This window comes from Shimia sp. MIT910701, assembly GCF_047126315.1.
GTDB lineage: Bacteria > Pseudomonadota > Alphaproteobacteria > Rhodobacterales > Rhodobacteraceae > Shimia.
The window spans coordinates 2,506,752-2,526,766 of sequence record NZ_CP138953.1 but is presented as its reverse complement, the minus strand read 5'-3'; the positions used below and the strand labels follow the sequence as shown (position 1 = coordinate 2,526,766).

The 20,015-nt window shown below is 58.1% G+C and carries 21 protein-coding genes; 3 read left to right on the top strand and 18 right to left on the bottom strand.

The window, feature by feature from the left end:
• Nucleotides 1-44 precede the first annotated feature (44 nt).
• Nucleotides 45-887 (top strand): tRNA glutamyl-Q(34) synthetase GluQRS, encoded by an 843-nt coding sequence (gene gluQRS, locus SIB38_RS12125; RefSeq protein WP_294113326.1) that lies wholly within the window; start codon nucleotides 45-47, stop codon nucleotides 885-887.
• On the opposite strand, the gene hisI is transcribed toward gluQRS, so the two are convergent.
• Nucleotides 884-1,246, bottom strand: a complete 363-nt coding sequence (gene hisI, locus SIB38_RS12120; protein WP_294113329.1) for a phosphoribosyl-AMP cyclohydrolase — start codon at nucleotides 1,244-1,246, stop codon at nucleotides 884-886. The two genes, gluQRS and hisI, sit on opposite strands and share 4 nt — an antisense overlap.
• A gap of 68 nt (nucleotides 1,247-1,314) precedes the next feature.
• On the opposite strand from hisI, the gene SIB38_RS12115 reads away from it, so the two are divergent.
• Nucleotides 1,315-1,767, top strand: coding sequence for an iron-sulfur cluster assembly scaffold protein (locus SIB38_RS12115; protein WP_294113331.1), 453 nt, complete (start codon nucleotides 1,315-1,317; stop codon nucleotides 1,765-1,767).
• Nucleotides 1,768-2,083: 316 nt separating this feature from the next.
• Here the strand turns inward: SIB38_RS12115 and SIB38_RS12110 are convergent, their stop codons facing one another.
• From SIB38_RS12110 to SIB38_RS12090, 5 genes are all read right to left on the bottom strand, one after another.
• On the bottom strand, nucleotides 2,084-2,206 hold the full coding sequence (locus SIB38_RS12110; protein WP_280637736.1) for a hypothetical protein: 123 nt from the start codon (nucleotides 2,204-2,206) through the stop codon (nucleotides 2,084-2,086).
• 117 nt (nucleotides 2,207-2,323) lie between these two features.
• On the bottom strand, nucleotides 2,324-4,414 hold the full coding sequence (gene recG, locus SIB38_RS12105) for an ATP-dependent DNA helicase RecG (RefSeq protein ID WP_294113339.1): 2,091 nt from the start codon (nucleotides 4,412-4,414) through the stop codon (nucleotides 2,324-2,326).
• The gene (ligA, locus tag SIB38_RS12100) at nucleotides 4,411-6,663 is read right to left on the bottom strand and encodes an NAD-dependent DNA ligase LigA (protein WP_412552040.1); all 2,253 of its coding nucleotides are present in this window, start codon (nucleotides 6,661-6,663) and stop codon (nucleotides 4,411-4,413) included. Before ligA ends, recG begins: the two co-directional genes overlap by 4 nt.
• A gap of 97 nt (nucleotides 6,664-6,760) precedes the next feature.
• Nucleotides 6,761-7,477, bottom strand: a complete 717-nt coding sequence (gene ctrA / locus SIB38_RS12095; protein ID WP_412550233.1) for a response regulator transcription factor CtrA — start codon at nucleotides 7,475-7,477, stop codon at nucleotides 6,761-6,763.
• Nucleotides 7,478-7,579: 102 nt separating this feature from the next.
• On the bottom strand, nucleotides 7,580-7,852 hold the full coding sequence (locus SIB38_RS12090) for a DUF1153 domain-containing protein (RefSeq protein ID WP_294113342.1): 273 nt from the start codon (nucleotides 7,850-7,852) through the stop codon (nucleotides 7,580-7,582).
• 123 nt (nucleotides 7,853-7,975) lie between these two features.
• On the opposite strand from SIB38_RS12090, the gene mnmA reads away from it, so the two are divergent.
• Entirely contained in the window at nucleotides 7,976-9,121 is a 1,146-nt protein-coding gene (gene mnmA, locus SIB38_RS12085; RefSeq protein WP_294113343.1) for a tRNA 2-thiouridine(34) synthase MnmA, read from the top strand.
• 12 nt (nucleotides 9,122-9,133) lie between these two features.
• On the opposite strand, the gene SIB38_RS12080 is transcribed toward mnmA, so the two are convergent.
• The 12 genes from SIB38_RS12080 to frr all read right to left on the bottom strand — a co-directional run bounded on the left by SIB38_RS12080 (nucleotide 9,134) and on the right by frr (nucleotide 19,993).
• On the bottom strand, nucleotides 9,134-9,712 hold the full coding sequence (locus SIB38_RS12080) for a cadmium resistance transporter (RefSeq protein ID WP_294113344.1): 579 nt from the start codon (nucleotides 9,710-9,712) through the stop codon (nucleotides 9,134-9,136).
• A complete protein-coding gene (gene lpxB / locus SIB38_RS12075) occupies nucleotides 9,709-10,866 on the bottom strand; it encodes a lipid-A-disaccharide synthase (RefSeq protein WP_412550232.1) in 1,158 nt (385 codons plus the stop codon). The genes SIB38_RS12080 and lpxB overlap by 4 nt, the downstream gene beginning before the upstream one ends.
• Complete coding sequence (locus tag SIB38_RS12070) at nucleotides 10,866-11,666, bottom strand: LpxI family protein (protein WP_294113346.1); 801 nt, start codon at nucleotides 11,664-11,666, stop codon at nucleotides 10,866-10,868. The genes lpxB and SIB38_RS12070 overlap by 1 nt, the downstream gene beginning before the upstream one ends.
• 4 nt (nucleotides 11,667-11,670) lie before the next feature.
• Nucleotides 11,671-12,468, bottom strand: coding sequence for an acyl-ACP--UDP-N-acetylglucosamine O-acyltransferase (gene lpxA / locus SIB38_RS12065; protein WP_294113347.1), 798 nt, complete (start codon nucleotides 12,466-12,468; stop codon nucleotides 11,671-11,673).
• 5 nt (nucleotides 12,469-12,473) lie between these two features.
• Nucleotides 12,474-12,938 (bottom strand): 3-hydroxyacyl-ACP dehydratase FabZ, encoded by a 465-nt coding sequence (gene fabZ / locus SIB38_RS12060; RefSeq protein ID WP_294113348.1) that lies wholly within the window; start codon nucleotides 12,936-12,938, stop codon nucleotides 12,474-12,476.
• A 123-nt stretch (nucleotides 12,939-13,061) separates the two neighbouring features.
• A complete protein-coding gene (locus tag SIB38_RS12055; protein ID WP_412550231.1) occupies nucleotides 13,062-13,583 on the bottom strand; it encodes an OmpH family outer membrane protein in 522 nt (173 codons plus the stop codon).
• 51 nt (nucleotides 13,584-13,634) lie between these two features.
• Nucleotides 13,635-16,001, bottom strand: coding sequence for an outer membrane protein assembly factor BamA (gene bamA, locus SIB38_RS12050; RefSeq protein ID WP_294113351.1), 2,367 nt, complete (start codon nucleotides 15,999-16,001; stop codon nucleotides 13,635-13,637).
• A 178-nt stretch (nucleotides 16,002-16,179) separates the two neighbouring features.
• On the bottom strand, nucleotides 16,180-16,326 hold the full coding sequence (locus SIB38_RS12045) for a hypothetical protein (protein ID WP_294113353.1): 147 nt from the start codon (nucleotides 16,324-16,326) through the stop codon (nucleotides 16,180-16,182).
• A 93-nt stretch (nucleotides 16,327-16,419) separates the two neighbouring features.
• Nucleotides 16,420-17,766 carry an RIP metalloprotease RseP gene (rseP, locus tag SIB38_RS12040; RefSeq protein ID WP_412550230.1) on the bottom strand — a complete coding sequence of 449 codons (1,347 nt, stop codon included), beginning with the start codon at nucleotides 17,764-17,766 and terminating at the stop codon, nucleotides 16,420-16,422.
• A gap of 165 nt (nucleotides 17,767-17,931) precedes the next feature.
• Nucleotides 17,932-18,705, bottom strand: a complete 774-nt coding sequence (locus tag SIB38_RS12035) for a phosphatidate cytidylyltransferase (RefSeq protein WP_294113357.1) — start codon at nucleotides 18,703-18,705, stop codon at nucleotides 17,932-17,934.
• Nucleotides 18,702-19,424 (bottom strand): isoprenyl transferase, encoded by a 723-nt coding sequence (locus tag SIB38_RS12030; protein ID WP_294113359.1) that lies wholly within the window; start codon nucleotides 19,422-19,424, stop codon nucleotides 18,702-18,704. The genes SIB38_RS12035 and SIB38_RS12030 overlap by 4 nt, the downstream gene beginning before the upstream one ends.
• A gap of 5 nt (nucleotides 19,425-19,429) precedes the next feature.
• Complete coding sequence (frr, locus tag SIB38_RS12025) at nucleotides 19,430-19,993, bottom strand: ribosome recycling factor (RefSeq protein ID WP_294113360.1); 564 nt, start codon at nucleotides 19,991-19,993, stop codon at nucleotides 19,430-19,432.
• Nucleotides 19,994-20,015: the final 22 nt, after the last annotated feature.

Genomic DNA, 20,015 nt, shown 5'->3' with positions numbered 1-20,015 from the left:
GACCCGCTCTTTTTGTGAAGACCTCTCGATAAGCGACTGAAACTGTGACCTTTATCACCCGCTTCGCCCCTTCCCCAACCGGCCCCTTGCACTTGGGACACGCCTACTCGGCAATGCTGGCGCACGACAGGGCTCAGGCAGAGGGTGGCACGTTTCTTTTGCGCATCGACGACCTCGATCAGTCCCGCGCACGCGATCATTGGGAGGCTCAAATCTATGATGACCTCGCCTGGCTAGGCCTCACGTGGGAGACGCCCGTCCGCCGCCAGTCTGACCATTTCGCAGACTACGACGCAACATTGCGCAAGCTTTCGGAAATGGGCCTCACCTACGCCTGCACCTGCACCCGCCGCGACATCGAAGCCGCCGCCAACGCTCCGCAAGAAGGCGTCCCGCAATTTGGCCCCGACGGGCGCATCTACCCCGGCACGTGCAGAGACGCTGGGCATCCATACTCAGACGCCAAATGCATCCGCCTCAACATGCGCGCCGCCTGCGAGCCGGCCCTGCCCGCACATTTTGAGGAAAGCGGCCCAGACCACTCCGGCACGCATGCCTTAGATCTCGACGCAATGGTCTCAACTGTGGGCGACGTCGTCCTGGCCCGCCCCAACATGGCGGCATCTTACCACTTATCGGTGGTGCTGGATGACGCCGCCACCGGCGTGACGGACATCATCCGGGGGGCCGACCTGTTTGAGGCCACAGCCGTCCACGTGGTGCTGCAAAATCTGCTTGGCCTACCCACGCCGAGCTATCATCACCACAAGTTGATCCGCGACGAAAAGGGCAAGCGCCTTGCCAAACGCGACGACGCCCGTGCCATTGCCAAATACCGCGAAGAAGGCGCAACCCCTGCCGACATCCGCGCGATGGTGGGCCTCTAGTCGTCCATCGGCTTCATCAATTCCACGGTCTCACCATCCCGCACCGCCGTGTAAAAGCACGTGCGCCGGTTGGTGTGACAGGCCGCGCCAGTCTGCTCCACCAGCACCAAAATGCAGTCCTGATCGCAGTCATAGCGGAAATCGACCAGCTTCTGCACATGGCCAGAGGTTTCGCCTTTGATCCAAAACGACTGCCGCGAGCGGCTCCAATAGGTAACCTTTTGCGTCTCCAAAGTCTTTGCCACGGCTTCGGCGTTCATCCACGCCATCATCAGCACTTCGCCGCTCTCGCTGTCCTGCGCAATCGCAGGGATCAGACCAGCTTCGTTGTACTTCAGCGCCATAGGATCAAATCCCATACCATCGTCCCTCTTTGCATCTGCGGTTTTCCTCTCTATCTAGGAAAGGCGCAAAAAAGGAAACCGCGATGTCCGGCGAAACCGACCTGATCAAGCTCTACTCTGGCCAGATCCTGCAACTCGCAGCGGCCATCCCGCACACCGACCGGTTGGAGGCGCCCGACGCCACCGTGAAAAAGCGCTCGCCGCTCTGTGGCAGCACCGTGACTGTGGACCTGCAACTCGAAGACGGCCGCATCGCCCGCTTTGGCCAGGACGTAAAAGCCTGCGCTTTGGGTCAGGCCGCCGCCTCTGTTGTCGGTGCCAACGTCTTGGGGCAAAACCGGGAAGGCATCGAAGCGGCCCGTGATGCGCTCAAAGCCATGCTGAAAGAAGATGGCCCCACCCCATCAGCGCCATTTGACGGGCTTGAAGTTCTGCGCCCCGCCCGAGACTACAAAAATCGCCACGCCTCGATCATGCTGGCCTTGGATGCCACCGCCGAGGCCTTTGACGCGGCTGAACAAGCCAACTGCGCCTAAATTTCTCCCGCCTCTCCCCCTAAAACGCCAGCTAGCCGCGCCATTTCAGCGCGGCTTTTCGTTTGCGCCTGCTCACAACAAAAAAACCGCCGCACTTCCATCGGAAGGCGGCGGCAAGCGCAAGCGGTTTTCGCGTGGGACCCAGTCCATCCGACTTAGTGGGAGGCAGACCCCCAAGAGGACTTAGAACAGGCAGTATCAGTCAGGACGCATCAAATGGGGACAGATGCGCGGACAGACCGGCACGAACTCGCAGGCAGAATTAGATCAGACTCACCTCGTCACACTGGTACAAACACAAAAGTCACATCAAAGTTCACACAAAACCGGGGACATGCAGCGCAAGCACCAGCATGATAACCAGAGCCACCCCGCCCACAGCATCCTGCAAAAGCGTGTCGCCAGAGCTGCGCACAACGGATTTGATTTGCTGCATCATGGTGGTTCTCCTTCCCATCAGTCTTGTTGCTACTTTGTTCTCATATCCCGCGAGTCGAGTAAAGAACTTTTTGAGAACATTTGAGAACATTAAGAGAATTTCAGGCTTTGACGTAGCCTAACCCACTGAAATCAAACGGATCGCCTGATCCTGTTCCATCAGCCACAAAAGAACACGCGCCGCCTGCCCGCGGTCGCTTTCTAATGTCGGATCATCATGCAAAAGCTTGCGGGCGTCTGTCTGTGCCACGGCCATCAGGCTCGCCTGTGTCTCCACATCCGCAATCCGGAACCGCGGCAGACCAGACTGGGCCGTGCCAATCAAATCGCCCGCCCCACGCATCTCCAAGTCGGTCTCCGCAATCACAAAACCGTCTTCACTCTCGCGCAGGGTTTTGAGCCGCTTTTCCCCACCTTCTGACAACGGCGCCTGATACATCAGCAAACAGGTCGACGCCTGCGAGCCGCGCCCCACCCGCCCCCGCAACTGGTGCAACTGCGCCAAGCCAAACGCCTCGGCCCGCTCAATCACCATGATGGTGGCATTGGGCACATCCACGCCAACTTCGATTACTGTTGTGGACACCAGAACCTGCGTGTCTCCGGCCTGAAACGCCGCCATCGCTGCGTCTTTTTCTTCCGGTGGCATCTGCCCATGAACAAGCCCGCACACGCCCTCACCAAGCGCGCTGCGCAAGGCTTTGAACCGCGCATCCGCCGCCGTGTAATCCACCCGCTCGCTTTCCTCGACCAACGGACAGACCCAATAGGCCTGTTTGCCCTCGGCCACCGCCTTGCGCAGCTTCTCAACCACCTCGTCCAGCCGATCCGTGGGAACCAACGCCGTGGTGATCGGTTGCCGTCCCGGTGGCTTTTCATCCAGAACCGACACATCCATGTCGCCATATTGCGCCAAAGCCAGCGAGCGTGGGATTGGCGTGGCTGTCATCACGAGCACATCCGCGCCCTCGCCTTTCTTGCCTAGCTCCAGCCGCTGGCGCACACCAAAGCGATGTTGCTCGTCAATAATGGCCAGCCGCAGATCGGCAAAATGCACATCCTCCTGGAAGACCGCATGTGTCCCAACCAGAATGTGAATGTCGCCCCGCGCCAGCGCGTCTAGCTTCGCGCGACGTTCCTTGCCTTTGTCGCGCCCAGTGAGCACCTCGACCACAACCCCGGCGCTTTCTGCCAGAGGCTTCAATCCTGCCATATGTTGCCGCGCCAAAATCTCGGTTGGGGCCATCATCACGCCCTGCCCGCCAGCCTCTACAGCCACCAATAGCGCCATAAACGCCACCAGGGTTTTGCCCGCGCCCACATCACCTTGTAGCAGCCGGTTCATCCGCTGATCTTTTGCCATGTCCCGCGCAATCGCCTCGATTGCCCGTTCCTGTGCGCCGGTAGGGCGATAAGGCAACGCGGCCCGCACCTTGGCCTGCAACACACCGGTCTGCTCGGAAATCACACCTTTGGCGCGCTGCAACTGACTGCGCGCCAACGCTAACGTCAGTTGATGCGCCAGAAACTCATCATAGGCCAACCGCTCCCGTGCCGGATGGTTGGGCGACACCTGCTCCAATGCTTCGGGTCGATGCACCAGCTCCATCGCCTCGCGCCAATTCGGCCACTTCGCCTTGTCCTTTTGCGACGGATCGATCCACTCCGCCATCTCTGGCGCCCGGTCGAGCGCCGACCGCACAGCCTTCACCATGGTCTTCTGCGTCACGCCATGGGTCAGCGGATACACCGGTTCAAACGCAGGTATCTCCTCGGTTTCGTCCGGCGCCACCACATATTCCGGGTGCACCATCTGCGCAACTCCGTCAAACAGCTCGACTTTGCCGGACACCACCCGCCGCGCCCCTTCCGGCAGGATTTTCTTCAAGTAGTCGCCACGCGCGTGAAAGAACACAATCTGAAAGGAGGTCAGCGCATCCTGCACTGTGATCCGATACGCCCCGCCCCGGTTGCGCGGTGCACGGTGCGCCCCAACCAGCACCTGCGTGGTCACCACGCCAGGCAGCTCCGCCTCATTGACCGAAATCTTCAAGCCTCGATCAATTCCCGAATAAGGCAGCAAAAACAAAAGGTCGCGCGGCTTACTTACATCAATCTGTTCGAGGTGCTGCGCCGTTTTTGGCCCAACACCGTCCAGTTTTGTCACATCCGCAAACAGCGGGAACAGAAGCTCGGGACGTCCGCTCATAGCCCCTCGATCAGTGCCAGCCAGCCATCTTCATCGATGGTCTCAATGCCCAAATCCGCCGCCTTCTTGGCCTTGCTACCCGCACCGGGACCAGCCACCAACAGGTCAGTCTTTTTGCTCACGGAGCCAGACACTTTGGCCCCCAAACTTTCCGCCCGTGCCTTGGCCTCCGCCCGCGTCATTTTCTCCAAAGAACCGGTGAAGACGACGGTTTTGCCAGCCACAGGACTGTCTTGCGTTGGCGCATCCGGCGACACAACACGCAACATGCCCACCAAACGGTCAATCTCGCCGCGCTCTCGCTCATTGGCAAATGCATCAGTAAGCGAAAGCCCAACCGCCGCGCCAATGCCGTCGATCCCGGTCAGATCATCCCAGGCCGCCTGCGCCTCAGCAGACACATCATGCGCTGCCATAGCTGCGTCCCGGCTTTCTTTGACCTTCGCACGACGCCCTTCAGCTTGCGCCGCTGCCCGCTCCTGATCTTCCGCCCGATCTGCCGCGCGCCACGCCATTGCCGCTGGCCGCGCTTTTTCTGCCGCTGCGCTCATGTCGTCCCACGTCAGATAGTGCAGCGCCAAGTCCTTGGCAGCCGTTTCCCCAACATGCCGAATACCTAAGCCAAACAGCAACCGCGCAAAGGCAATCTCGCGCTTGTCCTCAATCGCGGCAAAGAGGTTGGCCACGCTCTTGTCTTTCCACCCTTTGCGGTTCGCAAGCTTGGTCAGGTTCGCGCCATCCCGTTCTGCGAGCGTGAAAATATCCGCGGGCGTTTTGATCGGCAGATCGGGATCTTCGTAAAACATCTCGATCTGTTTTGTGCCCAGCCCTTCAATATCCAACGCCTTGCGCGCCACAAAATGCTTCAATTTTTCAACCGCTTGCGCCGCACAAATCAAGCCGCCGGTACAGTAGCGTACCGCGTCGCCCTCTTCACGCACAGCTGGTGAGCCGCACACCGGACACTGCTCCGGAAAGGCGTAGGGCTCTGCCCCATCAGGGCGTTTCGTGAGATCCACATCCGCTACCTTCGGGATCACATCCCCAGCGCGATAGACCTGCACCCAATCCCCTTCGCGAATGTCTTTGCCATCACGAATAGTCGCGCCTTTGCTATCCCGCCCGGCGATGTAGTCCTCGTTGTGCAGCGTCGCATTGCTGACCACCACGCCACCAACAGTCACCGGCGCCAAACGCGCCACCGGGCTCAACGCGCCTGTGCGCCCCACCTGAATGTCAATCGCTTCCAACCGCGTCCACGCCAGTTCCGCGGGGAACTTATGCGCAATCGCCCAACGCGGTGTGGTGGAACGAAACCCAAGCCGCTCCTGCAACGCCAGATCGTTGACCTTATAAACCACACCGTCGATGTCATATCCAAGCGTCGCACGGCGCTCTACGACCATCTTGTAGTGGGTAATCAACGCTTCGGGACTGTCACAGACTTTAGTCAAATCATTGATTACAAAACCAAAATCGTGAAGCCGAGAAATCGCAGCTATCTGCGTGTCCGCCAGAGGCTCTGACAGCTCCCCCCAAGCATAGGCAAAAAACTTCAACGGCCGCTCACGGGTGATCTGTGCATCCAACTGCCGCAAGCTTCCAGCCGCCGCATTGCGCGGGTTGGCAAACACCGTCTTTGGTTTTTTGCCAGCTGCCTCAAGCCGTTCATTTTCTTCCGCAATCCGAGCGTTCAACGCCTCAAAGTCGGCGTGGCTCATGTAGACCTCGCCGCGCACCTCCAGCACCGCGGGCGCGTTCTCTATACTCTGGGGAATATCGGCAATCGTGCGCGCATTGGCAGTCACATCTTCACCCGTACTGCCGTCCCCGCGTGTCGCGGCATAGACCATCTCGCCGTTTTCATAACGAATGGAGAGACTTAGCCCATCAATCTTCGGCTCTGCGGTAAAGGCAAGCGGCTCGCTGCCCATGCCGAGATACTTGCGGATACGTTCGTCAAAATCGGCCACATCCTGATCTTCAAAGGCGTTGCCAAGACTCAGCATGGCAACCTTATGCGCAATCTTGCCAAAACCCGCAGACGGCGGTGCCCCGACCTGCTCGCTTGGGCTGTCTTCGCGTTTCAGCTCTGGAAACCGGGCCTCAATCTCGGCGTTTCGCCGTTTGAGCCGGTCGTATTCCGCATCCGAAATCGTCGGTGCGTCCGCTCCATGGTAATCGCGATTCGCCTGGCCCAGCAACGCAGACAGGCGCGCGAGGGCCTCGCGCGCCTGATCTACAGTCATATCTGTGACAGCAATCTCTTCGGCCACGATCGCCTCCCTATTCTACCCTCCCAAGCAATAGGGGTGACAACCGTCAACGTCCAGAGGTCGCCGCGCCTTAGGCGCGCATCGCCACCTGATCGTCCGAACCAGCAACCGGTTCCGGATCGCGCAGCACGTAGCCACGGCCCCAGACGGTCTCGATGTAGTTCTCACCACCGGTCGCCTCAGAAAGCTTCTTGCGCAGCTTACAAATAAAGACGTCGATGATTTTCAGCTCCGGCTCATCCATGCCGCCATACAGGTGGTTCAGGAACATCTCTTTGGTCAGCGTGGTGCCCTTGCGCAGGGACAGCAGCTCGAGCATATGGTACTCTTTGCCGGTCAAGTGCACAGGCTTGCCTTCAACCTCAACAGTCTTCGCGTCCAGGTTCACGTTAATCTGGCCGGTCTTAATAACCGACTGAGAGTGACCTTTGGAACGGCGGATAATGGCGTGAATCCGCGCCACCAGCTCTTCGCGGTGGAACGGTTTGGTCAGGTAATCGTCGGCACCGTAGCCAAAGCCTTTCAGCTTGCTTTCGGTGTCATCGGCGCCCGACAGGATCAGGATTGGGGTGTCGATACGCGAGGTACGCAGCTGACGCAGAACCTCGTGACCGGTCATATCCGGCAAGCCAAGGTCCAGCAAAATAAGGTCGTAGTCGTAAAGCTTCGCCAGATCGATGCCCTCTTCACCCAGATCGGTGGCATAGACATTCAGGTTGGCATGGGTCAGCATCATTTCGATGCTTTTGGATGTTGTAGGATCGTCTTCGACCAGCAGCACTCTCATTGGTTCGGCTTCCTTACATTGGAGGGTTACTGTCGTTAACCTTAACGATTAAAGGTTAACGACTGGTTACCGATTTAGGAAGGTTAACAGAGATTGCTAGATTTAGCGATATTTTTGAACGGCTGTCGCTTTTAACGCCTCGGTTCCATGGGTCGACACGGCAGTCACCCACTCATTAAATTCATCTTCACTTAAACTATACATTTCAAGGGCTTCCCGCTTGGTAATTAGGCCATAGGCCACGCCGCGCACCACGGCTGCTTTGCGGGATGCCACCCATCGCTTGGTCTTGGCTGGGGGCAAGTCGGCACGCGTCATCACCTGTCCATCAGACAGAGTCACGCATCTTGGGCCTTCCACTTTTTTCAGAAACATCTCGCTCATCCTCTTGGTGAGGAAATATTCGCCTAAGGGACTTAACGAGGCCCTAAAGCGCCTCTTGAGAGTATCTAAGATTTTCCTATATTCTCGTGGACTTCTGACCCGGAGAGACTCAACATGCCGCTTGATGGCGACACGCCCCTTAATTCGCTCGGTTTTGCCAAGCCACCGTCTGAGACCCGTGTGGTCGTCGCCATGTCCGGCGGCGTCGACAGTTCCGTGGTCGCCGCCCAACTGGCGGACGAAGGCTACGATGTGGTTGGCGTAACCCTGCAACTCTACGACCACGGTGCGGCCTTGGCCAAAAAAGGCGCCTGCTGTGCGGGCATCGACATCCATGACGCCCGCCGCGTGGCCGAGGAAAAAGGCTTCCCGCATTACGTTCTGGATTACGAAAATATCTTCCAGGATGCCGTGATCGATGAATTTGCCGACAGCTATCTTGGCGGGGCGACACCCGTACCTTGCATCCGCTGCAACGAACGGGTGAAATTCAAGGATCTCCTGGAAACCGCCAAAGACCTGGATGCGGACTGTATGGCCACCGGCCATTACATTCAGCGCAAAGTAGGCGACAACGGCGCGGAGTTGCACTCGGCTGCTGATGCCCGTCGTGATCAAAGCTATTTCCTGTTCTCCACCACCCCCGAGCAGCTTGACTATCTGCGCTTCCCGCTGGGCCACCTGCCAAACAAAGACGCTACCCGCGCTTTGGCGGCGGAGTACGGCCTTGCCGTGGCGGACAAGCCGGACAGTCAGGACATCTGCTTTGTGCCCAATGGGGATTACGCCAGCGTGATTGAAAAACTGCGCCCAGGTGCGGCGGAACCCGGCGACATTGTCGATCCGGACGGCAAAGTACTTGGCCAACATAATGGCGTGATCCACTACACCATCGGCCAACGCCGTGGCCTCGGTATCGGTGGGCTCAGCACGCCGCTTTATGTGGTGAAGCTCGATGTGGACAAAAAGCAGGTCATCGTTGGCCCCAAAGAAATGTTGTCGACCCGCATTGTGCCGGTGCGCGAAATCAATTGGCTCGGGGATGAGCCTTTCGAAACCCGGAAAGAATGGCACATGGCTGTGAAAGTGCGCTCTACACGTCCGCCACGCGAAGCCATTATCCGTCCCACCGGGCCTGATACAGCTGAGGTGGAACTGCTCACCCCTGAAGAAGGTGTGTCCCCGGGACAAGCCTGCGTGTTTTATGACAACGAAAGCTCCCGCATTTACGGCGGCGGCTGGATCTGGCGCGGCTACTAACCCGCGCCGCCTTCACGTGATGTCCGTGCCGGTGTTGATCACCACATAAAGCCCAATCGCAATCATCACATAAGGCGCCAGCCACTCCAGCCGCTCAATGCGGGACACTTTGGCTGGTGCCATCGCAGCCAAGGCCGCGCCCCCAAAGGCCAACCCAACCGCAGAAGTCCCTGCCCCAAGCAGGATCGGCAGCGTGTAACTTGGCCCGGAGTCTGCCAGCAACGGCGTAAACACCGCAAAGCTGTCAAAAGACACGCTCAAAAACAGCGCGACAATCGCGAGTACGTGCGACTTAGACACCTGCTCTGCAGCCGAACTCTCTTTGCCCAAGAACCGCGCGACCAACGCATAGACGCCCAACCCAATGGGAATAAATCCAAGGTAGCCCACCTGATGCGGCAAACCGGTTTCGAGCCCGGCAGATACAAACACAGCCGCCGCCAGCATGATACCCTGCGCGATCAGATAGCCACTGACCGTGCGCAGTTGTCCCACGGTCAGGATCAAGCCAACCATGATCGCCAGGTTGTCCAGATTGGTGGCCAAATGCGCCGTCACTGCTGACAGCGCAATGCCAAACTCATCTATCATTTTTTTAGCCCGTCCAGCACAGACCGCGCCGCACGCACACCAGGGAACTCCTGCCCCCGCCCCAGTCGCTCCATGGTCAGTGACATTGCCTCACGCTGCTCCGTCGCATCTTCCAAAACCCGCAGAAGGGCTGGCGCAATCTCTTCAGCTTGAAACGCGGGGCCCAAGAACTCCGGAACGGTCCGGCTTTCCGCCACCAGATTGGCCAACGTCACCGTATCAATCAGCGCCATGCGGCTCATGATCTGCCAACTGATCCAGTTCATGTCATAGCCAATGACCATGGGCGTGTCGCTGGCCGCCAACTCTAGCGACACCGTGCCAGAGGCGGCCAAAGCCACATCCGCCGCCTTAAACGCCGCGCGTTTTTCCGCCTGCGCTGTGTCAGCATCCATCTCATTGGGGTCCAGCACAATGGGCGCGACTTTCCAGTCCGCCACCAGCTCTTTCACAAGATCCGCCACAGGCGCAGCCGCCGGGACGACCACCTTCAGGTCCGGCTTCTGGCGCAGCAACCGCGCAACCACCTCGCCAAACGTCGGCGTCAGCCGACCAACTTCGCCCCGCCGCGAACCCGGCAAAGCCAACAACAAAGGCGCATCACCTATGCCATGTCTCTGGCGGAAATCCGCAACCTCGGCCTCACTTGCCACAGGTTCCGTCACCACCGGGTGCCCAACAAAATCACACCGCAGGCCAACGGCCTCCATGTAAGGCGGCTCAAACGGCAACAGCGCCAGAACATGATCCACATGCTTGGCCATTTTCTCAGCCCGCTTGGGCCGCCACGCCCAAACCGACGGGGCCACATAATGCACACAGCGAAGGTCACTCTTGGCCTTCACTTCCCGCGCCACGCGCAGGCAAAAATCCGGGCTGTCAATGGTGACCATCACATCCGGCTGCCAGTCCAACGCCGCCTCCGCCGTCTGATGCATGCGTTTCACCAAATGACGATATTTGGGCAGCACCTCGGCAATGCCCATCACGCTCAACTCATCCATCGGAAACAGGCTCTCAAGCCCCTGCGCAGCCATCAGCGGCCCGCCTACTCCGGCGAACTCTACGTCCGGCACCAATTGGCGCAGCCCTTGCATAAGCGCCCCGCCAAGTCGGTCGCCCGACAACTCGCCCGCGACCAGAAACACCTTCATCAGATCACCCGTGATAGTAGGAACAGCCCAGTCTCTTCCAGCGCAGCCAAGGTCTTGGGCCGATCGAGCACAACCACACGTGCAGCAGAGACCACAATGCCTTCTAAGCCGGCTTTGGCCGCGGCCCGCACGGTGCCTGGCCCAATCGCCGGCATATCAACCCGCAGGTCCTGACCCCGCTTTGGCGCCTTCAAAAACACACCTTTGCCGCGTCGCAAATGGTCTGGCGTCTCCGCCACAAACCGCAACATAGCGTCCGTGCCTTGCAAAGTCTCAATACCCAACGCGAGCCCTGCCGCCACAACAGCACCCTGCCCCACGTCCAGCGGCGACAGCGCCAACAGAATATCGGCGGCGCGACTGGCATCCTGCAAAGCTTGCTCGGACGGCTCCGGGCCAGCCAGCAGACCTTCCTCCGCCGTTAGCCCCTCGAGCAGCTCATGCGCGCCCACAACTTCAAAGCCCTGTTCCTCGAACACCGCAATGATCAACCGCAAGATCGCATCATCCCCGCCTTGCAACGCAGGCAACAAGCGTGGCGCAATCGCCATCATCCCGGCGTCAAACTCCGCGGGGTTCAGCGCCGGGCGGCCCAAACCGCCCGCCATCACCAGGCGCGTCACGCCACCGGATTTCAAAGCCTCAAACAGCCCACCCATCTTCTCAAACCGATGGGTGTGGACCTCGCCGGACATGTCATGCGCCACGCCTTCAAACACCACGCACATCGCATCCGCGTGCGCCGCAGCCAACGCCACTGGCAAGCTGCCGCCGCCACAGAGAATAGCCAGTCGGCTCATGGAATTACCTCGGTGTCAGGAAGGAACGGTCCGTGTCGCCCATGATAAAGGCCACAATCTCTTGCACATAGTCACTGTCAGTTTCTTCGCCCAAACGCTTGGCCCGCGCCTGAAACGCGCCTTCGCCCTGCGCCAGCATCTGAAACGCGGCCCGCAAAGCCGTGATGTCAGAACGAGCCACACCACGACGCTTGAGTCCAACCAGGTTCAACCCGTCCAACTCGCCGCGCGGCCCTTGCACCAACCCATAGGGGATCACGTCATTTGTCACCATGCTGACCGCGCCAATGATGGCGCCACGGCCAATACGCACCCATTGGTGAATGCCACACAGCCCGCCGATGATCACATCATCTTCAATGACACAGTGTCCGGCCACAGCAGCCGAGTTTACCACAATCACGTTATTGCCGATCTGCGCATCATGGGCGATGTGACACCCCGCCATGAACAAACCGTCGTCCCCCACGCGTGTGATGCCGCCACCGCCTTCGGTGCCGCTGTTCATCGTGACATGCTCACGAATTCGGTTGCGCGCGCCGATGATAAGCTTGGTCTTCTCACCGCCAAATTTCAGGTCCTGTGGCACCTCGCCGATCACGGCAAAGCTGAACACCACTGTGTCCGCGCCGATTTCCGTATCGCCAGTCACCACCACGTGAGATTTCAGCTCAACGCCTTTGTGCAGCACCACCTGCGGCCCCACCACGCAAAACGGGCCAACAACACAGCCGTCAGAAACAACCGCGCCGTCTTCAATCACCGCGGAGGCATGCACCTCTGCCTGTGCAGAAACTGCCATCAGCCTTACTCCTTAGGCAGGTCCATCATTGCGGTGAATTCAACTTCACAAGCCACCTCACCGTCAACCGTCGCAGTGCCTGCAAATTTCCAGACCTTACCACCCGGCTTCCCGCGGGTGGTCTCTACTTTCATCTCAAGCACATCGCCGGGGACAACCATGCGGCGGAACTTACATTTGTCGATGCCCATGAAGTAGACCAGCAGGTCTTTGTCCGCCAAATCCAGCGCCACGCCCACCATGATGGCAGAAGTCTGCGCCATGGCTTCAACAATGGTCACGCCCGGCATGATCGGCTTTTTCGGGAAGTGGCCCTGAAAATGCGGCTCGTTCATGGTGACCATCTTAATGCCTTTGGCCGATTGATATCCGTCGATATCGACGACCTTGTCGACCAGCAGGAAAGGATAGCGATGTGGAATGAGCCGCTGGATCAATTCGATATCGGCGCTTTTGAGATCTTCAGACATTTTTTGCTCCTCATGCGGCCTAAGACTTTGATCCTAGCCCTAACAACCTGTGCTCCGAGGAGCAAGCACTCGACCGCCCCCAATGGCTTAGGATTTCAGGCAAAAGCCCGCCTTCGATCGAGGTTACTCGTCTTCCGGCACCACATCTTTTGGGCGCCCCGCACCCAAGGTCTCGTTCAGTCTTTCAATAGCAAAAGACGTGATATCCACCGCCGGATCGCCTAGCAGAACGTCGCGTCGCTCCAGGATCACACTGGCGCCAGCATCACGCATAAGAGTTGTCAAAATCGGGCTGGCAACACGGATAAACGCTTCCTGCTCGCGCTGCCTGCGCTGCTCGATGTTGGCCGCCTTGGCATCCTGCTCCTTACGGATTTGAACGACCCGCGCATCAAACGCCTCGGCCACCGCACGAAATGCATCCGCATCCATTTCGCCACGCTTCTCAGTAAGCGCTTTCTCTTCCGCTGTTAGTTCCGCCTGAATGCGCCTGTTTTCAGCCAAAAGGACAGATTCCTCCGCTGCCAATTCCTGCGCCACGCGCACACCAAACTGCGACTGACTGAACATCATGTCGCTGTCCACAGTCAGAACGGGTGACTGCGGCAATACCCGCTCTTGGGCAAAGGCAAACGGGGCGCTCATAAGCGCCCCGGCCAAAACTGTTATGCGAAGTGTGGTCCGCAGCATGACAGATCAGAACTGCGCACTGATAGTGAAGTCAAAGCTCTGATCGACATCGAACTCTTCTTTCTGCAACGCTTTGGTGAAGTTAAAGCGCAGAGGCCCGATTGGCGTGGTCCAGAAAATCGACGCCCCAATCACATGACGCAGGGAGAAGTCTTCGTAAAAGATTTGGCCACGGCCGCTGGTATTGTCCAATCCCCAAAGCGAGCCCACGTCGTAGAACAGACCGCCGGTGATACCGAGTTCTTCCGGCAAGCCCAGCGGGAACTCCGCTTCAAACCGCGCAGAAGCATAATATTTACCGCCAAGCGCATCATCAAACTCGTTGCCACTGGCATCAATGCCACGCTCCCGCGGCCCGATACCATAGGGCTCAAACCCCCGAATGTTGCGGTTGGTCACAATATAGCGGTCATCAATGCGGCTGTCGCCATCCGGCGAATACAGAGCACCACCTTGCAACGTCGCCCGCAGTGTCACTTCCTCACTCCAGACTTTCGCCTCTGCCACCGCCCGTGCCGTGGTAGACACAAAGGTATAGTCCCCGCCCAGACCACCAAAGTCCTGGCCAAATTCTACGAGATACCCGCGTGTGGGATCAAGCCCGCCGCGGCGAGTATCAAAGCGATAAGTGTAGCCTACAGAGCTTTTCCAGATTTCGCCACGCGCCGCTTCGTTGTCGATGATAGAACCCGGGATCGCGTTGCCCGACGGCACTTCCATACCGGAACGCTCCAGCTTGTAACGGAGCTGCATGTTGGAATACTCGCCCAGCTCAAAACCAAGGTAAGGAGACAATTCACCAACAGTGTTGGTAAAACGCGCCTCGCTGGGCTCAAACTCTTTGTAAAAGAATCCAAACCCTGCTGTCAGGTTACGGCCCAAGAAGGCCGGCTCCGCAAAGGACAGGCTGTAGTCCTTAATATCCGAGGACGTCGAGAACGACAGGCCAAAGCTCTGTCCACGGCCAAGGAAGTTGGCTTCATTGAACCGTACGACAAGTCCAATCCCGTCGTTGGTCGAATACGTACCACCAAGAGCAAGCGACCCCGTAGGTTGTTCCTCAACATCCACATCCACAATCACCTGGCTTGGGGTGCTGCCCTCGCGCGCATTCACATCCGCCACAGTAAAGAAACCAAGCGCACGGATGCGCTCTGCACTTTCGCGGATTTCACGCGGATTGAACGGGTCCCCTTCCGCAATGCGGAACTGGTTCCGGATCACCTTGTCCAGGGTGGTTGTGTTGCCTTCAATATCAATACGCTCAACAAAAATCTTCGGACCTTTGCTGATGGCAAATTCCACATCCAAGGTCAGATCACGATCATTGCGCGAAATGCGTGGATCAACCCGCAGGAAGTCCTGCCCTTGCTTCAGGCCATAGCGCTCCATACGGGAAATCGAGTTCTCAACCAAGGTGGGCGAGTACACCACACCCGGCTTCAAACGCAGCGTCTCCAAATACTCTTGCGCATCCACGCCATCAATTTCACTGGTCGCAGTGATATTGCCAAATCTGAACTGCTGGCCCTCTTCAATGTTGAAGGTCAGGAAATACCCATCGCGCTCTCGCGAAAGCTCAGCGTTCACGCCCAGTGTCCGGAAATCGACGTAGCCTCGCGACAGGTAGAAATCGCGCAACACCTGTTTGTCGAATTCGATCCGGTCGTTCACAAATGTGTCTTGCTTGAAGAACGCCCGCAGGATACCGGCCTGTTTGGTGGCCAAGACCCGGCGCAGACGGTTGTCGCTGAAGTTGCGGTTGCCCACAAAGCCAATCCGCTCAATTTCTACAGTGCCGCCTTCAAACACTTCAAAAATCAGATCCGCACGGTTGTCGCTTCGGCGGATGATACGGGTGTTCACACGCGCAGCCAGTCGGCCTTGCTCGGAATAGGCCTGCGTGATCCGCGCCGCATCGCGCTCGGCTACGGTTGGGTTCAGAACGCGACGGGATTGCGATTCAACCAGTTGCTGCAGCGCTTCGTCTTTCAAGCGCTTGTTGCCCTCAAAGCTGATGCGGTTGATGGTTGGATATTCTTTGACCTTGATCACCAGCGTGCTACCGCTTGGCACAAGTTCAACTTCCTCAAACACACCACTGCCCAGCACACGCTGATATGCGGCGTTTACCTGTCCCGCCGTCACCACCGTGCCCCGCGGAATCGCCGCATAGTTGGCCACGGCAGCAGATTCGATCCGTTGGTTTCCTTCAACCCGAATGGAGCTGAAGTTATACGTCTGTGCGAGACCAAAGGTAGGCAACGCCACCAAGACCGCAAATATTGTGAAGAAAAACGCCGTTAAGAGGCGCCGCTTCTGCACCTCTCCCCCGTCTTTGGCGATCGCCAAAGCCCTCGATTGTTTGGTCATTCCCAAACTCCGCAGTACATCCCAGTTGGATTGTGACTATCGGGTCTGAGGGCTGATGTCAAAACAGCATTGGCCTTAAAACACAGAGAATCGGACTGCGTTGCATCAGCATCCCTAGCGGCTTGGCCTGTCAACACCACACAATGTAGTGCGCAGACCTCCGCCAGTCAGATTGGCCTTACTGCAGACCACCGTTCAACATCATCGTGCCGATATAGGCGCCAAGTGACAACCCGGCGATGATTGCTGTCGGAAACAACAAACGCTCCCAGTTGATGTCAATCAACAGGCCAAGCGCGCGGTATCCATCTTCGATTGTATGCATAGTTCCAAACCCAATTCCTACCTACCTGCTAACCATAGCCGGAGAATTGGGCGAAAATTGGGCGCGGAGCGAACCCCACGCCCATTTTGCAGTTTACGGACAGAACAAGTCGTTGGTCAGACCAAACACCATCATGCTCAGCACCAGCACCAAACCCGCCGTCATCAGGATACGTAGCACACCGTCCGCCGGAGGCTTCCCGGTCACCGCCTCATAAGCGTAGAACACAAGGTGTCCGCCATCCAGCATCGGGATCGGGAACAGGTTCAACAATCCGATCGCGGTAGAGAGTACAGCAATAAACCAAATGAAACTCTGCGCGCCTTGACTTGCCATCGCACTGGACGTTTGCGCAATACCGACTGGACCAGACAGGTTACAGCTGCTGATCGCACCTGTGATCATGTGGTACAACCCACTCACAGAGCCTTCCATGATGCGACCAGTCTGGCGCACACCAGCCAAAAACGCTTCACCAACAGGCAATGTCTCAGTCGCGGGTTCAAAGGCCAGACCACCACCAATCCCAATACGCCAATGGGTCACAAAGCCGCCATCTGCCTGCGGCTCGTCCACGCGGCGCGGCGTCAGGTCAAACTGATCCACCGTGCCCGCGCGATCCACTGTCAGCGCCATCGTGCGCCCTTCCCCGCCTTCCACAGCTTCTTTGAGCTGGGAGAACGCCACAATCGGTGTGCCATCAATCGCGGTGAACACATCACCAACTTCAAGACCCGCATTGTAAGCGGCGGACCGTGGCGCCAAAGACTGAACCATCGGTGGGTACAAGAACGGCCCGGACACGTCCAGTGTTTCGCCGCCGCGCTCAACGGTATAGGTCAATACCGCCTCCTTTGGCATTGCCTTGGCAAAGGCATCAAAGGCTTCCGGATCATCAAACGATGGAATGGCTGTTCCTGCTATCGCAGTGACTGCATCGCCCTGCTGCAGCTCATAAGGTGCATCCGGCAGATCCCAGATCTCACCCACAATCAGCTTGCTGCCAATCTGGCCGTTGAACATCATCACGCCGGTGAAAATGATGATCGACAGGATGAAGTTGAACACCGGCCCCGCCAGCACCGTCGCCGCCCGCGCCCACAAGGGCGCGCCGTGCATGGTATGACGACGTTCTTCGTCGGTCATCCCTTCCATGGCTTCGCCGTCTTTGCCGCTCGCGGCATTGGCGTCGCCCTTGAACTTCACATATCCGCCCAGCGGAATCGCTGCGATCTGCCATTTGGTGCCGCGTTTGTCATAGCGCGAATAGATCACCGGCCCAAAGCCTAGGCTGAACACATCCGCACCAATCCCGCTCCAGCGGCCGACGATGTAGTGCCCATATTCATGGATCGCGACAATGATCGACAGCGCAACAACAAACCACAGCACGGTCAACCCGCCGCCGCCAATTCCCGAAATCAGCGATGAAATATCCAAATGCACGTCCTCTTTTTGGGGCGTTATGCCAAGTTTTGCATGACCAGTCCGGCCGCCTTTCGGGCCAGATGGTCGGTTTCTCGTACCGTATCAAGGGTCATTTCGGCATTCTTGCGGCAATGTGATGGTGAAAGCCGCAAAACCGGCCTCCCCACAAGACATCCGTTATGTCGCTGGCAGCCCCAGTACCGCGCCCAGCACCAACACCAGAAGTGCCGCGCCCAACATCGCATCAAACCGATCAAGCAAGCCGCCATGGCCGGGGATCAGATTGGAACTGTCTTTGATGCCGGTGTGGCGCTTGATCGCGCTTTCCGCCGCATCGCCCATCTGCGAAGCAAACGCCGTCAGCACCGACAGAATGATCAGCGGTGTCCCACCAAATGCCATGCCGACACAACCTGCAGCCACCCAGCCCGCCATGGTGCCAGACCACGTCTTCTTGGGGCTGACCTTAGGCCAAAATTTCGGGCCGCCAATCAGGCGACCAGCAAAGTAGCCAGCCACATCGGTCGCCACCACAACGGCCACCAGCCACAGCACCCAATAGGCGCCACGCACATCGCGCAAAACAATCAAGCCATAGCAGGCCAACATCAACCCCGCCGCGTAAGCGACGTAAATCGCACGATCTTTCTTAAGTTGCCCCGCACCCGCCAGCGGCACCGCCAGTAGCATTGGCAGGATCGCTTGCCCCGGCACAAAGTCGGTCAATGCCAACACCACAGCCGCCAAAGCGCCCATGCAGAGTGACACTTTTTGATCACCACCGGACAGCATCCGGGTCAACTCCCAGACCATGCCGCCACAAATAATCACAACAAATTCGTGAAACAGGAAACCACCCTGCCAGATCGCCAATCCGCCCACGCCAAGCAGCACCACTGCTGACAGGGTTCGGGGCAGCAAATCGCCCCACTTGCTAGCCGTACCGCTCATACTGTCACCGCGCCAAACCGACGGTCGCGTTTGGCATAGGCGTCCACCAGCTTACGGAACTCTTCTTTGGAGAAGTCCGGCCACAGGGTGTCGATAAACTCATATTCAGCATAAGCTGACTGCCATAGAAGGAAGTTGGAAATCCGCGCTTCCCCGCTGGTCCGGATGACCAAGTCCGGATCCGGCAACACATGGGTGTCCAAATACTTGGGCAGTGTCTCCTCACCCACATCTTCGGGCTTGAGCGTGCCATCCGCCACATCCTGCGCCAACCGCTGGGTCGCTCGCGCCACCTCATCACGCCCACCGTAGTTCAACGCAATGGTCAGGTTCACGCCATCGTTGTCGGCGGTAAGCTCTTCCAGCTCATCCATCAAGGCGCGCAGCTTTTCGTCCAAACGCGGACGATCGCCGATGAACCGCACCCGCACCCCTTCCGCTTTCAGCCCACGGGCCTCTTTGCGAATGTACTGGCGGAACAGGCTCATCAAACCCGCAACTTCCGCCTGGGTACGCTTCCAGTTCTCGGTCGAGAACCCAAAAATCGTCAGATATTCCACGCCCAAAGGCTTGCAAGCGCGCACAATCTCCTTGACGCGCTTGGCTCCGGCGTGGTGCCCAAATAACCGCGGGCGACCGCGCGCCTGCGCCCAGCGGCCATTGCCATCCATAATAATGGCCACATGCCGAGGGCCGGTCGCGGGAATTTCTTCACCCATTTTGATCAGACCTGCATGATCTCGGATTGCTTGTTCTCAAGCGCGCCATCGATCTGCTTGATATAGCTGTCGGTCATTTCCTGAACTTCAGCTTCCCAAAGCTTCTGGTCGTCCTCAGACATACCATCGCCTTTGGCTTTCTTGATGCTGTCCATACCATCACGACGCACGTTGCGCACGGCCACACGGGCGTGCTCGGCATATTGAGCCGCCACCCGCGCCAACTCGGTCCGGCGCTCTTCGTTCAACTCAGGAATCGGCAGCATCACAATGGTGCCGTTGGTCTGTGGGTTGATGCCAAGACCGGAATTCATGATCGCTTTCTCAACCGCGCTCACCAGCGTTTTGTCCCACACATTGATGGTCACCATACGTGGTTCTGGCACGTTCACTGTCCCAACCTGGTTGATTGGTGTCTTGGAGCCATAAGCATCCACCATCACCGGCTCCAGCATGTTGGCTGAGGCACGGCCTGTGCGCAGCGAGGCAAATTCTGTTTTCAACGCGCCCATAGCGCCATCCATGCGGCGGGTCAGATCGTCGGTATCGAGTTCAAAATCTTCAGACATTGCTGCTCTTTCAGTCTCTCAT

Coding starts and splice junctions, on each gene's coding strand:
- hisI (WP_294113329.1), bottom strand. CDS start 1,246: ATGGGATTTGATCCTATGGCGCTGAAGTACAACGAAGCTGGTCTGATC.
- SIB38_RS12115 (WP_294113331.1), top strand. CDS start 1,315: ATGTCCGGCGAAACCGACCTGATCAAGCTCTACTCTGGCCAGATCCTG.
- SIB38_RS12110 (WP_280637736.1), bottom strand. CDS start 2,206: ATGATGCAGCAAATCAAATCCGTTGTGCGCAGCTCTGGCGACACGCTT.
- recG (WP_294113339.1), bottom strand. CDS start 4,414: ATGAGCGGACGTCCCGAGCTTCTGTTCCCGCTGTTTGCGGATGTGACA.
- ligA (WP_412552040.1), bottom strand. CDS start 6,663: ATGACTGTAGATCAGGCGCGCGAGGCCCTCGCGCGCCTGTCTGCGTTG.
- ctrA (WP_412550233.1), bottom strand. CDS start 7,477: ATGAGAGTGCTGCTGGTCGAAGACGATCCTACAACATCCAAAAGCATC.
- SIB38_RS12090 (WP_294113342.1), bottom strand. CDS start 7,852: ATGTTTCTGAAAAAAGTGGAAGGCCCAAGATGCGTGACTCTGTCTGAT.
- mnmA (WP_294113343.1), top strand. CDS start 7,976: ATGCCGCTTGATGGCGACACGCCCCTTAATTCGCTCGGTTTTGCCAAG.
- SIB38_RS12080 (WP_294113344.1), bottom strand. CDS start 9,712: ATGATAGATGAGTTTGGCATTGCGCTGTCAGCAGTGACGGCGCATTTG.
- lpxB (WP_412550232.1), bottom strand. CDS start 10,866: ATGAAGGTGTTTCTGGTCGCGGGCGAGTTGTCGGGCGACCGACTTGGC.
- SIB38_RS12070 (WP_294113346.1), bottom strand. CDS start 11,666: ATGAGCCGACTGGCTATTCTCTGTGGCGGCGGCAGCTTGCCAGTGGCG.
- lpxA (WP_294113347.1), bottom strand. CDS start 12,468: ATGGCAGTTTCTGCACAGGCAGAGGTGCATGCCTCCGCGGTGATTGAA.
- fabZ (WP_294113348.1), bottom strand. CDS start 12,938: ATGTCTGAAGATCTCAAAAGCGCCGATATCGAATTGATCCAGCGGCTC.
- SIB38_RS12055 (WP_412550231.1), bottom strand. CDS start 13,583: ATGAGCGCCCCGTTTGCCTTTGCCCAAGAGCGGGTATTGCCGCAGTCA.
- bamA (WP_294113351.1), bottom strand. CDS start 16,001: ATGACCAAACAATCGAGGGCTTTGGCGATCGCCAAAGACGGGGGAGAG.
- SIB38_RS12045 (WP_294113353.1), bottom strand. CDS start 16,326: ATGCATACAATCGAAGATGGATACCGCGCGCTTGGCCTGTTGATTGAC.
- SIB38_RS12035 (WP_294113357.1), bottom strand. CDS start 18,705: ATGAGCGGTACGGCTAGCAAGTGGGGCGATTTGCTGCCCCGAACCCTG.
- SIB38_RS12030 (WP_294113359.1), bottom strand. CDS start 19,424: ATGGGTGAAGAAATTCCCGCGACCGGCCCTCGGCATGTGGCCATTATT.
- frr (WP_294113360.1), bottom strand. CDS start 19,993: ATGTCTGAAGATTTTGAACTCGATACCGACGATCTGACCCGCCGCATG.